Annotated in this window: 12 protein-coding genes; 6 read left to right on the plus strand and 6 right to left on the minus strand. The window is 61.5% G+C overall.

Annotated elements, in window-relative coordinates:
• Positions 1 to 7 precede the first annotated feature (7 nt).
• From AC1D2R_RS25695 to guaD, 4 genes are read left to right on the plus strand one after another with little or no spacing between them, the layout of a single operon-like run.
• On the plus strand, positions 8 to 1,408 hold the full coding sequence (locus AC1D2R_RS25695; protein ID WP_477971793.1) for an 8-oxoguanine deaminase: 1,401 nt from the start codon (positions 8 to 10) through the stop codon (positions 1,406 to 1,408).
• A 13-nt stretch (positions 1,409 to 1,421) separates the two neighbouring features.
• Positions 1,422 to 2,279 (plus strand): aromatic ring-hydroxylating dioxygenase subunit alpha, encoded by an 858-nt coding sequence (locus tag AC1D2R_RS25700; protein WP_477971795.1) that lies wholly within the window; start codon positions 1,422 to 1,424, stop codon positions 2,277 to 2,279.
• A gap of 4 nt (positions 2,280 to 2,283) precedes the next feature.
• Entirely contained in the window at positions 2,284 to 3,615 is a 1,332-nt protein-coding gene (locus AC1D2R_RS25705) for an amidohydrolase family protein (protein ID WP_477971797.1), read from the plus strand.
• A 16-nt stretch (positions 3,616 to 3,631) separates the two neighbouring features.
• Complete coding sequence (gene guaD, locus AC1D2R_RS25710; protein WP_477971799.1) at positions 3,632 to 4,999, plus strand: guanine deaminase; 1,368 nt, start codon at positions 3,632 to 3,634, stop codon at positions 4,997 to 4,999.
• A 25-nt stretch (positions 5,000 to 5,024) separates the two neighbouring features.
• On the opposite strand, the gene mmsB is transcribed toward guaD, so the two are convergent.
• The 6 genes from mmsB to AC1D2R_RS25740 all read right to left on the minus strand — a co-directional run bounded on the left by mmsB (position 5,025) and on the right by AC1D2R_RS25740 (position 10,553).
• Positions 5,025 to 5,900: a 3-hydroxyisobutyrate dehydrogenase gene (mmsB, locus tag AC1D2R_RS25715; protein ID WP_477971801.1), complete on the minus strand. Its 876-nt coding sequence runs from the start codon at positions 5,898 to 5,900 to the stop codon at positions 5,025 to 5,027.
• Positions 5,901 to 5,975: 75 nt separating this feature from the next.
• On the minus strand, positions 5,976 to 6,965 hold the full coding sequence (locus AC1D2R_RS25720; protein ID WP_477971803.1) for a branched-chain amino acid ABC transporter permease: 990 nt from the start codon (positions 6,963 to 6,965) through the stop codon (positions 5,976 to 5,978).
• 1 nt (position 6,966) lies between these two features.
• Positions 6,967 to 7,848, minus strand: a complete 882-nt coding sequence (locus tag AC1D2R_RS25725; protein ID WP_477971862.1) for a branched-chain amino acid ABC transporter permease — start codon at positions 7,846 to 7,848, stop codon at positions 6,967 to 6,969.
• A gap of 10 nt (positions 7,849 to 7,858) precedes the next feature.
• The gene (locus AC1D2R_RS25730; RefSeq protein ID WP_477971805.1) at positions 7,859 to 8,560 is read right to left on the minus strand and encodes an ABC transporter ATP-binding protein; all 702 of its coding nucleotides are present in this window, start codon (positions 8,558 to 8,560) and stop codon (positions 7,859 to 7,861) included.
• Entirely contained in the window at positions 8,560 to 9,342 is a 783-nt protein-coding gene (locus AC1D2R_RS25735) for an ABC transporter ATP-binding protein (RefSeq protein ID WP_477971807.1), read from the minus strand. The genes AC1D2R_RS25730 and AC1D2R_RS25735 overlap by 1 nt, the downstream gene beginning before the upstream one ends.
• 5 nt (positions 9,343 to 9,347) lie before the next feature.
• Positions 9,348 to 10,553, minus strand: coding sequence for an ABC transporter substrate-binding protein (locus AC1D2R_RS25740; RefSeq protein WP_477971809.1), 1,206 nt, complete (start codon positions 10,551 to 10,553; stop codon positions 9,348 to 9,350).
• Between the two features lie 319 nt (positions 10,554 to 10,872).
• Here AC1D2R_RS25740 and AC1D2R_RS25745 point away from each other — a divergent pair, with 319 nt between their 5' ends.
• Both AC1D2R_RS25745 and AC1D2R_RS25750 read left to right on the plus strand, forming a co-directional pair.
• Complete coding sequence (locus AC1D2R_RS25745) at positions 10,873 to 11,793, plus strand: LysR family transcriptional regulator (protein WP_477971811.1); 921 nt, start codon at positions 10,873 to 10,875, stop codon at positions 11,791 to 11,793.
• A 110-nt stretch (positions 11,794 to 11,903) separates the two neighbouring features.
• Complete coding sequence (locus AC1D2R_RS25750) at positions 11,904 to 13,091, plus strand: acyl-CoA dehydrogenase (protein WP_477971813.1); 1,188 nt, start codon at positions 11,904 to 11,906, stop codon at positions 13,089 to 13,091.
• The last annotated feature ends 73 nt before the right edge of the window (positions 13,092 to 13,164 follow it).

Below are 13,164 nucleotides of genomic sequence, written 5' to 3' on the forward strand. Positions count from 1 at the left end.
AAATGACATGACCACTCTGCTTGTAAAGAACATCAGCTATCTCGCCACCTTCGACGATGAAGCCCGCGAGATAAAGGACGGCGCATTGCTGGTGCGCGACAACGTCATCGAAGCCGTCGGCACGATGGCCGAGCTAAAGGACGCCGTCGCCGATCGGGTGCTCGATCTCTCCGGCCATATCGTCATGCCCGGGATGGTCAACATCCACCACCATATGTACCAGAACCTGACCCGCGTGATGGTGCAGGACGACGAGCTGCTCGTCTGGCTGAAGACGCTCTATCCGATCTGGTCGGCGCTGGACGATCATGCGATCGGCGTGTCGGCACGCGTTGCCATGGCCGAACTGATCGCGTCGGGCTGCACCACGAGCTCGGACCACCTCTACATCCTGCCGAACAACTGCACGCTCGATGCGACGATCGACGCGGCGAAGGACCTTGGCCTTCGCTTCCATGCTGCACGCGGTGCGATGTCGCGCGGAAAGAGCCAGGGCGGCCTGCCACCGGACAATTGCGTGGAGAAGGAAGAGGATATCCTCAAGGACGCCGAGCGGCTCATCCACGGATATCACGACAATTCCCGCCATTCGATGAGCCGTATCATTCTTGCCCCTTGCTCCCCGTTTTCTGTGACGCCGGGCCTGATGAAGGATGCGGCCGCCCTTGCCCGCAGCCACAAGGGCGTGCACCTGCATTCGCACCTCGCCGAGGACCTGTTCGAAGAGGACTACTGTCACGACGTCTACGGCATGCGCTCGGTCGGCTTTGCCGAGTCCGTCGGCTGGCTCGGCCCGGACGTATGGTTCGCGCATTCCATCTTCATGACGTCGGACGAGATCAGGCTCTTTGCCGACACCGGTACCGGCGTTGCGCACTGCCCGTCTGCCAACATGCGCTGCGGCCAGGGCATCGCCAAGGTCCGCGAAATGCTCGACATGGGGGTCAACGTCGGCCTCGGCGTCGACGGTTCGGCCTCCAACGACACGTCCAACATGTTCATGGAAGCCCGTCTTGCGCTGATGCTGCAGCGTGTCGCGCCCAACAGGTACCTCTCCGAAACGCCCGGCGGCCGTGGCGGCTTCGGCGGAACGCCAAAGGCGCTTTCGGCCCGCGAGGCGCTGACGATGGCGACACGTGGCGGTGCCAGGATACTTGGCCGTGACGACATCGGTTATCTCGCGCCAGGCATGAGCGCCGATTTCATCGCCGTGAAGGCGAACCAGCTCGGCCTGTCCGGCACACAGCGCGACCCGCTGGCGGCACTCGTGATGTGCGGCCCGTTCAAGGTCGACTATTCCTTCATCAACGGCCGCGAGATCATCGCAGAAGGCCATTTTCGCCATTTGGATGTGGACGGATTGTTGGCAAGCCACCAAACTGTGATGGACCGTATCTATGATCAATGAAAGCGAGCGTCCCATGAGCGAGTGTTCGGACAAGGCAGCCCTTAATCAGTGGTATCCGCTCGGCACCGAAACGGAGATTGCCTTCGGCCACTCGGCGACGCGCCTCTTGGGCTGCGATCTTGCTCTGAACAGGGAGGTCGACGGAACGATCGCCGTGATGGCCGAGGGTCGGGCCGAACCGCTGCCGATCATCAAGCGCTTCGGCCTCGTCTGGGCGACGCTCGGCGAGCCCAAGGGCGGCTTGTTCGCACTGCCGGAGGCCGACGAGGAGGACCGTCGCGTCGTCAACTGCGGTGCCGTCGTGGTGCGCGCCTCGGGGCTTCGCATCATCGAGAATTTTCTCGACATGGCGCATTTTCCCTTCGTGCATACGGATATTCTCGGTGCCGAGCCGCATACGGAGGTCATGCACTACAATGCCGAAATCCGTCGTGACGTCGACGAGGTCTGGGCGACCAACTGCCAGTTCTTCCAGCCTCAGGCCGCCCTTTCGGCGACCGACGGCATCATGACCGACTACATCTACCGGGTCATGACGCCGTTCGCGACGCTGCTCTACAAGACCTGCCCGAATGCCGCCAACCGCTGGGACGTCATCTGCCTGTTCGTGCAGCCGCTCGAACCGGACCGCTGCATCGCCCATCCCGTCATGTTTCTGATTGACGACGTCTCGACCACGACCGAACTCGTGCATTTCCAGCAGCTGATCTTCCTGCAGGACCGCATCATCCTGGAAAACCAGCGTCCGGCCCTGCTGCCGATGGAGGCGCGCGCCGAAATCCCGACACGCGCCGACGCAAGCTCGATCGCCTATCGCCGCTGGCTGAAGGAAAAGGGCATCACCTACGGCACAACGGCAATGGCAGCCTGAGAGCATGAGCAACCCCGATATCGCCATCATCAACGCCACCATCCTGCCGATGGGGGGCGCAAAAAAGATCGACAGTGGCAGTTTGACAATCTCTGGTGACAGCATAACCGCGGTCGGACTCGCGGCCTCCGTTTCGACGGCAGGAGCCAAGAAGCTGATCGATGCCAAGGGCCGCGTCGTCATGCCAGGCTTCGTCAATTGCCACACGCACATCGCATCCAACATGCTTTTGCGTGGACTGCTGGAAGACGTCCAGCTCTTCGAATGGCTCCGGACGATGTGGCAACTCAAGCGCAATTTCGACGAGGAAACGCTCTACTGGGCGAGCCTGATGGGCCTGGTCGAGATGGCAAAATCCGGGATTACAACCTTTAACGAGCACTTCGACGCCTACCGTGTCGAGCCCCAGATCGCGGCACTGAGCAAGATGCCGTTGCGCGCCACGCTCGGCTACGGCCTTGCCGATCGCGGACTTTACGCTCCGATCACCGATTGGTCCTGGAAGGCTCTGCACCATTTCGGCGACAAGGTCTCCCGGCATCATCGAACCGGAAATGATCGCGTCCACGTCGCGCTCTCGCCGCATGCGCCCTATTCCTGCGGCGCGGAGATGTTCAGGTTGGTGCGCGAAGTGGCCGATGCCCACAAGGTCGTCATCCACACGCATCTGTCGGAAGGCACGCAGGAGATCGTCTACATCAGGGAGAACTACGCAACCACACCGGTTCAGTGGGTGCACTCGCTGGGTTTCCTCGGTCCTGACGTGACGGCTGCGCACGCAACCCAGCTCAATGACGACGACATCCGCATTCTGGCGGAAACCGGAACCCGCATTGCTCATTGCCCGTGCTGCAACGCCAAACTCAATTCCGGGACGCTTCGTCTGCGCAGCGTCAGGGACGCCGGTATAACGGTCGGGCTGGCCACCGATGGTCCGGCCAGCCACAACGCGCTCGACATGTTCCAGGAGATGAAATTCGCCGGCATGATCCATAAGGACAAGACCGGCGACGTGGAGTTCATGAGGACCGGTGAACTTCTGGAGTTGGCAACGACAGGCGCTGCCGCCGCGATGAACCGGCCCGAAACCGGGGTCCTTGCAGCTGGCAAGAAGGCTGACGTGATCATCGTCGATATCGACAGGCCGCATTGTCTGCCCGTCTATGACGAGGCCGCAGCACTCGTTTATTCCGCGCGCGCAGACGATGTCGTAACCACCATTTGTGATGGACGGATCCTGATGGAAGAACGCGTGTTGCCCGGCATCGACGAGACGGAAATACGCCATAGATTTCGCGAGGGCGCGCTTGCGCTCAGGAACAGAAGCCTGAACTGAACGCGGGGACATGTCCGTGGATTTGCGTAACAAGACCCTTTGCGCCTCCGGCTTTCATGCACCGGAGCGTGGAGCAATCGAGATTTTGCAGGACGTGCTGATCGCCGTTGGCGCTGACGGCACGATCGAGGCGGTCCATCGGCCGGGCGATCCGAACTACCGTACCATTCGCGACGCACGAGAGGAGACCGGCGAACTCGTGACCCTGCCGCCCGGTTCGTATCTGCTGCCCGGTTTCGTCGATCTGCACGTCCACGCGCCGCAGTATCCGCAACTCGGCAGCGCGCTCGACGTGCCGCTTGAGGTCTGGCTCCAGACATACACCTTTCCGCTTGAAGCCCGCTACGAAGACCTGGCGTTTGCGCGACGCAGTTACGGCCTTCTGGTCGAGGAGCTGTTGGCGAACGGCACGACGACGGCACTCTATTTTGCCACCATCCACCAGGAGGCGACGCGGACGCTGGTCGATATCTGCCTCGACAAGGGTCAGCGCGCGCTGATCGGCAAAGTCGCGATGGACAATGCCGACCAATGCCCGGACTATTATCGCGACGCCTCGCCCGAGGCCGCGATTGAGGGGACGCGTGAGCTGATCGACTATATCCGCGCTCATCCGGCAAACGGTGAAAGCCGCGTTCTGCCCGTTGTAACGCCCCGGTTCATTCCATCATGCACCGATGCGACGCTGGAAGGTCTCGGCGCCATAGCCAGGGAATGCGGCTGCCATGTCCAGACGCATTGTTCGGAAAGCGACTGGGCGCATGGCTACGTGCTCGCACGCCACGGCGCAACGGATGCCGAAATGCTGGACCGCTTCGGCCTGCTCGGGCGCCGCAGCGTTCTTGCCCACGCCAACTTCCTGACGGCCGACGACATGGAGCGCATTCGTGTCCGCGAGGCGGCTGTGGCACATTGCCCGCTGTCGAACGTCTATTTCGCCAATGCCGTGTTTCCATTGCGTGCCGCGCTGGAGAAAGGGCTGCATGTCGGTCTCGGCACCGACATTTCTGGCGGCCCAAGCGCGTCGATCTTGGAAAATTGCCGTGGCGCGACCCTGGTCTCGCGGGCTCTCGAGACCGGTACCGACCCGCTCCTTGCGGCCGGCGCCCGCTCTGCCTTCGGCCCGGCGCACATCGATTTCCGCGATGCATTCTACATTGCCACGACAGGCGGCGGCATCGCGCTCGATCTTCCCGTCGGAAAGTTCCAGCCCGGCTACCAGTTCGACGCAATCGTGATCGACACCAGGGCGGAAAAGGGATCCGTAAGGCTGTTTGAGGAACTGGACGCCGGCGACCAGATCCTGCAGAAAATCATCTATACCGCATCGAAGGCGAATATCGCATCGCTCTGGGTTGGCGGGCAGCATCTTCGCTTGCCCTGAAGGGACGCAGCCCGCTCCAGCGCACTCAGCCGCGGAACATTTCGATGATCGCCGAGAAGTCGCGGCCGCCGTTCCCCTGTTTTTCGAAAAGCGAAAACAGCTGTGCCGCCTGCGCGCCGAGCGGCGTCGATGCTCCGCTCGAAAGCGCGGCCTCCTGCGACAGCCTGAGATCCTTCAGCATCAGGGCGGCGGCAAAGCCCGGTCTGTAGTCGTTGTTGGCCGGGGATGTCGGAACCGGCCCCGGCACCGGGCAATAGGTATTGATCGACCAGCATTGCCCCGACGAGGTCGAGGCGACGTCGAAGAGCGCCTGATGCGAAAGCCCAAGCTTTTCTGCGAGCACGAAGGCTTCGCAGACCCCGATCATCGATATGCCAAGGATCATGTTGTTGCAGATCTTGGCCGCCTGCCCTGCGCCCGCCTCGCCGCAGTGGACGATCTTCTTGCCCATCGCCTCGAGGATCGGCTTGGCCTTTGCAAAGCTCTCCGGCGACCCGCCGGCCATGAAGGTCAGCGTGCCGGCAGCCGCCCCGCCGGTGCCGCCCGAGACTGGCGCGTCGAGTGAAAGGCAGCCCGCGGCCGTCGCCAGCTCGTGTGCCTTGCGGGCGCTGTCTACATCGATCGTCGAGCAATCGACGACCAGCGTTCCCGCCGCAACAGAAGCAAGGATGTCCGTCCAGGCACTCAGCACATGCTTGCCTTGCGGCAGCATCGTCACGATGGCCTGCGCACCCGCGACGGCCTGGCTAATGTGGCTTGCCGGCTGAACGCCACTTGCTTCGGCAGCCTGCAGCACCGGCGCCGCAAGATCAAAGCCGATCACCTGATGGCCCGCCTTGACGAGGTTTGCCGCCATCGGCCCACCCATGTTGCCGAGACCGATGAATGCGATCGTTGCCATGCCGCTCTCCAATCCATTTGTCTAATCGCCGCCGCTTCGTCGGCGATCGATCCACGTGATGCAAACCGGCTGTGGTCAGCGGCGGTAGACGAAGCCCAGTTTCCGGCCGATCCGGGAGGCATACAATTCGCCGATGATGCCACGCCGGAAGATCAGTACGCAGACCATGAAGACAACGCCGGTGATGATTGTTACCGGGAATTCCGACGTCGCAAGATAGTTCTCAAGCGCGACGACCAGGCCCGCGCCGAACAGCGGACCGATCAGCGTCCCTATACCGCCAAGCAGCGTCATCAATATCACCTCTCCCGACATCTGCCACGCGACATCCGTCAGGGTGGCAAACTGGAAGACAATCGATTTGACCGCGCCTGCCAACCCCGCCAGGGCGGCCGACATGACGAAGGCGCCAAGCTTGTACCGCGCCACGGAATAGCCGAGCGAGATGGCGCGCTGCTCGTTCTCACGGATCGATTTCAGGATCATGCCGAAGGGCGAATTGATGAAACGCCAAATGATCAGCACGCCGATGACGAACACCGCCAGCACGAAATAATACATGTTGATCGAACTGTTGAGATCGATGACGCCGAACAGGTGGCCGCGCGGCACGGACTGGATCCCGTCCTCCCCGTGGGTGAACGTTGCCTGCAGGCAGAAGAAGAAGAACATCTGCGAGAGCGCCAGCGTGATCATCGCGAAATAGATGCCCTGCCGACGTATGGCGAAGAAGCCCATGACGAGCCCGAGGAAGGCGGCGCCTGCGACGCCGACGAGAATGCCGAGTTCCGGCGACAGGCCCCACTCCTTGACGGTGTAAGCCGTGAAGTAGGCAGCACCCCCGAAGAAGGTGGCATGGCCGAAGGAGAGCAGGCCGGTATAGCCAAGCAGCAGGTTGAAGGCGCAGGCAAAGAGCGCGAAGCAAAGCAGCTTCATCAGAAAGATCGGGTAGAAGAAGAACGGTGCCAGCAAGAGAAGCAGCAGCCCGATTACGAGGAAGCCCGCCTGCACCGACGAGGCTGCACGGCGCTTTTGCGTGTGGATCGTTTGGGTGATCTCGGTCATCTCATGCATCCCGGCCAAAGAGGCCCGCGGGCCTGATGAGAAGCACGATCGCCATGATCACGAAGATCACGATGTTGGATGCTTCCGGATAGAAGACCTTGGTCAGACCCTCCGCTATGCCGAGCATGTAGCCGGTGAGGATTGCACCCATGATCGACCCCATGCCGCCGACGACGACCACGGCAAAGACGACGATGATCATGTTGGAGCCCATCAGCGGCGAGACCTGGTAGATCGGCGCGGCGAGTACACCGGCAAAGGCGGCAAGTCCTGCACCGAGGGCGTAGGTCAGCGTCAAAAGCAGCGGCACGTTGACCCCGAAGGCCTGAACGAGGGTCGCGTTTTCCGTTGCCGCCCGAAGGTAGGCCCCGAGCTTCGTCTTTTCGATCAGCAGCCACGTGCCGATACAGACGACAAGCGACATGACCACGACCCAGCCGCGATAGATCGGAAGGAACATGAAGCCGAGATTGACGGCGCCGGCAAGGGCCGCCGGCTGCGCATAAGGTTGACCCGAAGAGCCGTAGAGATAGCGGAAGGTTCCTTCGACCGAAAGAGCCAGGCCGAACGTGAAGAGCAGTCCATAGAGCGGATCGAGATCGTAGAGATGGCGCAGGAACAGCCGTTCGACCACCGCGCCGGCAAGGCCGACGATAACAGGCGCAAGCACCAGGGACGGCCAGTAGCCGATGCCGAGATAGGCGAGCAGCAGATAGGCGACGAAGGCGCCGAGCATATATTGCGCGCCGTGCGCGAAGTTGATGACGCGCAGCAGGCCGAAGATGATGGCGAGCCCGAGGCTGAGCAGCGCATAAAACGAGCCGTTGATCAGACCGATCAGCAACTGGCCCATGAACGCCTGCAGGGGAATACCGAAAATCATCATGGTGCGATCATACTCCCAGAACCTTGTGCAGCGTATCCATGCGCTGCGGCAGTTCGCCGACGGGGAATTCAGACACCATCTGACCGTGGTCCATAAGATAGAAACGGTCGGCGATCCGGCTGGCGAACCGGAAATTCTGTTCGACGAGCAGGATCGTCATGCCACGCTCCTTGAGTTTCTTCAGCACGTCGCCGATGCGCTGGACAATGACTGGTGCCAGGCCTTCGGTCGGTTCGTCGAGTAGCAGCATGCGAACGCCGGTGCGCAGGATTCGGGCGATCGCCAGCATCTGCTGCTCGCCGCCGGAAAGCTTGGTGCCTGCACTGTTGCGCCGTTCGTAAAGGTTCGGAAAGAGCTCATAGATCTCCTCCACCGTCATGCCACCCGCGGCAACGACGGGTGGCAGCAGCAGATTTTCGGAGACCGTCAGCGTTGAGAAGATCCCGCGCTCTTCGGGAACGAAGCCGATGCCCTTGTGTGCCGTCTTGTGCAGCGGAACTTGCATCATGTCCGTGCCGCCGAAACTGATCTTGCCCTTGCGGGCGCGCACAATGCCGATGATGGTGCGCAGCGTCGTCGTCTTGCCGACCCCGTTGCGGCCAAGGATGGTAATCGTCTCACCCTCGCCCACCCGCATGTCGACACCGTGCAGGATGTGGCTTTCCCCATACCAGGCATTCAATCCCTGAACGTCGAGAAGTGCGCTCATCAGCCTTCCTCCGTACCCATGTAGGCCTGCCGGACCCGCGGGTCGGCGCTGACCGTCGCATAGTCGCCCTCGGCAAGGATCTCGCCGCGCTGGAGCACGGTAACCTGCTGGCAGATGTTGGCGACAACGGAGAGATTGTGCTCGACCATAAGAACCGCCCGGTCGCGGGCGACATCGCGGATGATCGCGGAAACGACGCTTACGTCTTCCTGCCCCATGCCGGCCATCGGCTCGTCGAGCAAGAGCACTTTCGGATCGAGCGCCAGCGTCGTGGCAATTTCGAGAACGCGCTTGCGGCCATAGGAGAGGTCGGCGGCGAAGCTGTCGCGCTCCTTGGACAGGCCGACCTTCGCCAGCAACTGTTCGGCGGGGGCGCTCAACCGATCAAGCGCCGACATCGGGCGCCAGAACTGGGTCGACAGGTGGTTGGGCCGCTGCAGGGCGACACGGACGTTGTCGAGAACCGTCAGATGCGGGAAGACTGCAGAGATCTGGAAGGAACGCACGAGGCCCATGCGCGCAACCTTGTCGGGGGCCGTCCTGGTGATGTCGGTTCCCATCAGCGTGATCGTGCCCGAGCTCGGCTGCAGGAACTTGGTCAACAGGTTGAAGACCGTCGTCTTGCCGGCGCCGTTCGGGCCGATCAGCGCGTGCACGCTTGCGTCATAGACATCGAGATCGACGTTCTTCACCGCGGTAAAGCCGCCGAAGTCCCGCCGAAGGCCACGGGCGGATAGAACCACCCGTGGCCTTGATTCAGTGTTTGTCGCAGAGACTGCCATGGTGCTTACTTTACCAGATCGCAACCGCTCTTGGCCGGATCGATGTAGGCTTCCTTGCCGGGGATGGTGGCCAGCACGTTGAAGTAGTCCCACGGCTCCTTGCTGTCGGCAGGCTTCTTGACCTGAAGCAGGTACATGTCGTGGATCATGCGTCCGTTGGGGCCAACGGTGCCGCCGCGACCGAAGACGTCGTCGACCGGCATTTCATGCAGCTGCTTGGCAACAGCGTCCGTATCGTCCGTGCCCGCCTTCTGCACCGCCTTGAGATACTGCAGCACGGCCGAGTAAGTGCCGGAATGAATCATGTTCGGCATCTTGCCGGTGCGGGCGAAGAATTTCTTGCCGAATTCACGACTGTCCTCGTCGCGATTCCAGTAGTAGCCTTCGGTCAGCGTCAGTCCCTGCGCAGCTTCAAGGCCGAGGCCATGGACTTCGGCGAGCGTAAACAGCAGTGCCGCCAGATGCTGGCCGCCCTGGGTAATGCCGAATTCTGCGGCCTGCTTGATGGCGTTGGCGGTGTCGAGCCCGGCATTGGCCAGTCCAATCACCTTGGCGCCGGAGGACTGCGCCTGCAGCAGGAAGGACGAGAAATCCTGGCTCGCCAGCGGATGGCGAACCGAGCCAACGACCTTGCCGCCATTGGCCTTGACGAAATCGCTCGTCTGCTGTTCCAGCGAATAGCCGAAGGCGTAATCCGCCGTCAGGAAGAACCAGGTGTCGCCGCCCTGCTTGACGAGTGCACCGCCGGTGCCGACCGCCAGTGCGTGCGTGTCATAGGCCCAGTGGAACCCATAGGGCGAGCAGGCCTTGCCGGTCAGATCAGTGGTCGCCGCACCCGTGACAATGTCGATCTTCTTCTTTTCCTTGGCGATGGCCTGGACTGCGAGCGCCACCGACGAGGTCGTCAGTTCCATGATCGCGTCCACCTGTTCGGTGTCGTACCACTGGCGGGCGATATTCGAAGCGATATCGGCCTTGTTCTGGTGATCGGCGTCGACGATCTCCACCGGTACACCCAGCACCTTGCCGCCGAAATCCTCGACAGCCATCTTGGCCGCCTCGACCGACGACTTGCCGCCGAAGTCGGCGTAGACGCCAGACTGGTCGTTCAGAATACCAATCTTCACCTTGCCGTCGGATGCACCATCAGCAAGCACTGCGGTGCTGCTTGCGAGCAAAAATGCCAGCGACGCAATCAAATTCTTTCGCATATGTCTCTCCTCCCAGAGATTGGCCGGAACACAGATCTGTTCAAAATTGGCCAGCCGCCCCCCTCAAAGCCACCAACCGATCCCTCAAGATCACGGAATTGCGCCGGCGAAGCAAGGCCGCTTTACAACCAATTGCAAACAGTATCTGTTCGTTTTTGAACAGACTGCCAATCCGAGGCCCCGCATCCAGTGAATGCAGGGCGTTCGGAGGCAGGGGATGGAAGTTAGGGCGAACCAAACAATTGTGCAGACAGGACGGCATTAGACGAAAGACCAATCGCCGTCCTCCTCGGGCCAGCTGGGCAGACAGTAAACATGGATGGCAAACCGGCCGCAATTTACCTGGGACGACCTCCAGTTCTTTCTGGCCGTCGCCCGCACCGGTCAACTTTCAACGGCAGCCCGGCAGCTGCGCACCAGCCATGCGACCGTTTCGCGACGGATCGACCGGCTCGAATCTGCTCTCAATGTCAAGCTCTTCGAGCGCAACCCTCGCGGCTATGTGATGACGGCCATGGGCACACGTTTCGTCGAGACGGCCGAGAAGATGGAGCAGGAGACAGAGCGCCTGCGCACCGACCTTGCCGATGGATCGATGACGCAGCGCGGCGTTGTGCGGCTGAGCGCGCCGGAGGGCTTCTCCAACTTCTTCTTCGCGACGGTGCTGCCGCGGTTTGCAGCGCGACATCCGCACCTGTCGCTTGAGCTGGTAACGATCCAGCAGATCATGTCGCTGTCGCGCAAGGAGGCGGACATCTCCGTCGTGCTCGATGAACCGAAGGGCGGTCCCTACTACGCGGAGAAGCTGACGGATTATCATCTGCAGGTCTATGGCTCACGGGACTATCTGGCGACGAGCGCGCCAATCACCCGCCGCGACGATCTTCTGATGCATCCCTTCATCAGTTACATCGAGGAGATGATCTTCGCACCCGGGCTGGACTATCTCGGCGACGTACACCCGCGCATCAAGCCAAAGTTCCAGAGCTCCAGCATTTTCGCGCAGCTGACCGCGACCAGAAACGGGCTCGGCCTTTGCATTCTGCCGTATTTCTTCGCGAGCCGTTACCCCGAGCTTCAGATGGTGCTGCCGGGCGAGATCGACCTCAACAGGCACTATTGGATCAGCTGCCATCGCGACCTGCTGCAATCGCCACGCGTGCGTGCCGTCTTCGACTTTCTGCGCGAAGCCACGGCCGACGAGGATGCGCGGTTCATTCCACCCTGGGTGAAGCGATAGGGCCTGCTCGGGGAACGCGCCGGGGCCTGCGTGTTGACGCACCATGCCCGCAGAGCTATGCCCAATGGACGTCGGCGGCATACCGACAACACACTCGAGGAGGACGGACCATGCAGCACACTCGCGAGATCTTCGACTGGGCCGATCCGTTCCGGCTTGTCGAGCAGCTGACGGACGAGGAGCGCATGGTGCTGGATACGGCCCACGCCTATGCGCAGGACAAGCTCGCGCCCCGCGTGCTGGAGGCCTTTCGTCACGAGAAGACAGATCCAGGTATCTTCCGCGAGATGGGCGAACTCGGACTTCTCGGACCAACCATCGCGCCTGAATATGGTGGCGCCGGCCTCAGCTATGTCGCATACGGCCTGATCGCGCGCGAGGTCGAGCGCGTCGACAGCGGCTACCGCTCGATGATGAGCGTCCAATCCTCTCTCGTCATGGTGCCGATCGATGCTTTCGGTTCGCAGATGCAGAAACAGAAATACCTGCCGAAACTTGCGACTGGCGAATGGATCGGCTGCTTCGGACTGACCGAACCCAATCACGGGTCAGATCCCGGCTCCATGGTGACGCGGGCGAAGAAGGTCGATGGCGGCTATCATTTGACCGGTGCCAAGACATGGATCTCCAACGCCCCTATCGCCGATGTCTTCGTCGTCTGGGCCAAAACCGAAGACGGCGTCATCCGCGGTTTCATCCTCGAGAAAGGATGGAAGGGACTGTCTGCCCCCGCCATCCACGGCAAGGTCGGGCTTCGCGCTTCGATCACAGGCGAAGTGGTGATGGACAGTGTCTTCGTGCCGCAAGAGAACCTTTTGCCCGAGGTGACAGGTCTCAAGGGACCGTTTACCTGCTTGAACTCGGCCCGTTTCGGCATTGCCTGGGGCGCACTCGGCGCAGCCGAGGATTGCTACGTCAAGGCCCGCCAATATGTGCTCGACCGCAAGCAGTTCGACCGGCCGCTTGCCGCCAACCAGCTGATCCAGAAGAAACTCGCGGATATGGCCACCGAGATCTCGCTCGGGCTGCAGGGGTGCCTGCGTCTTGGTCGCATGAAGGAAGAGGGCCATCCGCCGGTGGAGCTCACCTCCATCGTCAAGCGCAATTCGTGCGGCAAGGCTCTCGACATCGCCCGCATGGCGCGCGACATGCTCGGCGGCAACGGCATCTCCGACGAGTTCGGCATTGCCCGCCATCTGGTCAATCTCGAGGTCGTCAACACCTACGAGGGCACCCACGATATCCATGCGCTGATCCTCGGCCGCGCCATCACCGGCATCGCCGCCTTTGCGAATTAGGACATATTCGTCGTCGGGCAAATTGAAAGAGGTCCGACAATGTGCAAGCCTCTGTTGAGCGCGGGACGAACCC

The organism is Rhizobium sp. P1_C7 (assembly GCF_056406295.1).

Bases quoted from the DNA above. Each gene is read 5' to 3' on its own strand.
- AC1D2R_RS25750 (WP_477971813.1), top strand. From the start codon at position 11,904: ATGCAGCACACTCGCGAGATCTTCGACTGGGCCGATCCGTTCCGGCTT.
- AC1D2R_RS25730 (WP_477971805.1), bottom strand. From the start codon at position 8,560: ATGAGCGCACTTCTCGACGTTCAGGGATTGAATGCCTGGTATGGGGAA.
- AC1D2R_RS25735 (WP_477971807.1), bottom strand. From the start codon at position 9,342: ATGGCAGTCTCTGCGACAAACACTGAATCAAGGCCACGGGTGGTTCTA.
- AC1D2R_RS25700 (WP_477971795.1), top strand. From the start codon at position 1,422: ATGAGCGAGTGTTCGGACAAGGCAGCCCTTAATCAGTGGTATCCGCTC.
- AC1D2R_RS25705 (WP_477971797.1), top strand. From the start codon at position 2,284: ATGAGCAACCCCGATATCGCCATCATCAACGCCACCATCCTGCCGATG.
- AC1D2R_RS25740 (WP_477971809.1), bottom strand. From the start codon at position 10,553: ATGCGAAAGAATTTGATTGCGTCGCTGGCATTTTTGCTCGCAAGCAGC.
- AC1D2R_RS25725 (WP_477971862.1), bottom strand. From the start codon at position 7,848: ATGATTTTCGGTATTCCCCTGCAGGCGTTCATGGGCCAGTTGCTGATC.
- AC1D2R_RS25745 (WP_477971811.1), top strand. From the start codon at position 10,873: ATGGCAAACCGGCCGCAATTTACCTGGGACGACCTCCAGTTCTTTCTG.
- AC1D2R_RS25695 (WP_477971793.1), top strand. From the start codon at position 8: ATGACCACTCTGCTTGTAAAGAACATCAGCTATCTCGCCACCTTCGAC.
- AC1D2R_RS25720 (WP_477971803.1), bottom strand. From the start codon at position 6,965: ATGACCGAGATCACCCAAACGATCCACACGCAAAAGCGCCGTGCAGCC.
- mmsB (WP_477971801.1), bottom strand. From the start codon at position 5,900: ATGGCAACGATCGCATTCATCGGTCTCGGCAACATGGGTGGGCCGATG.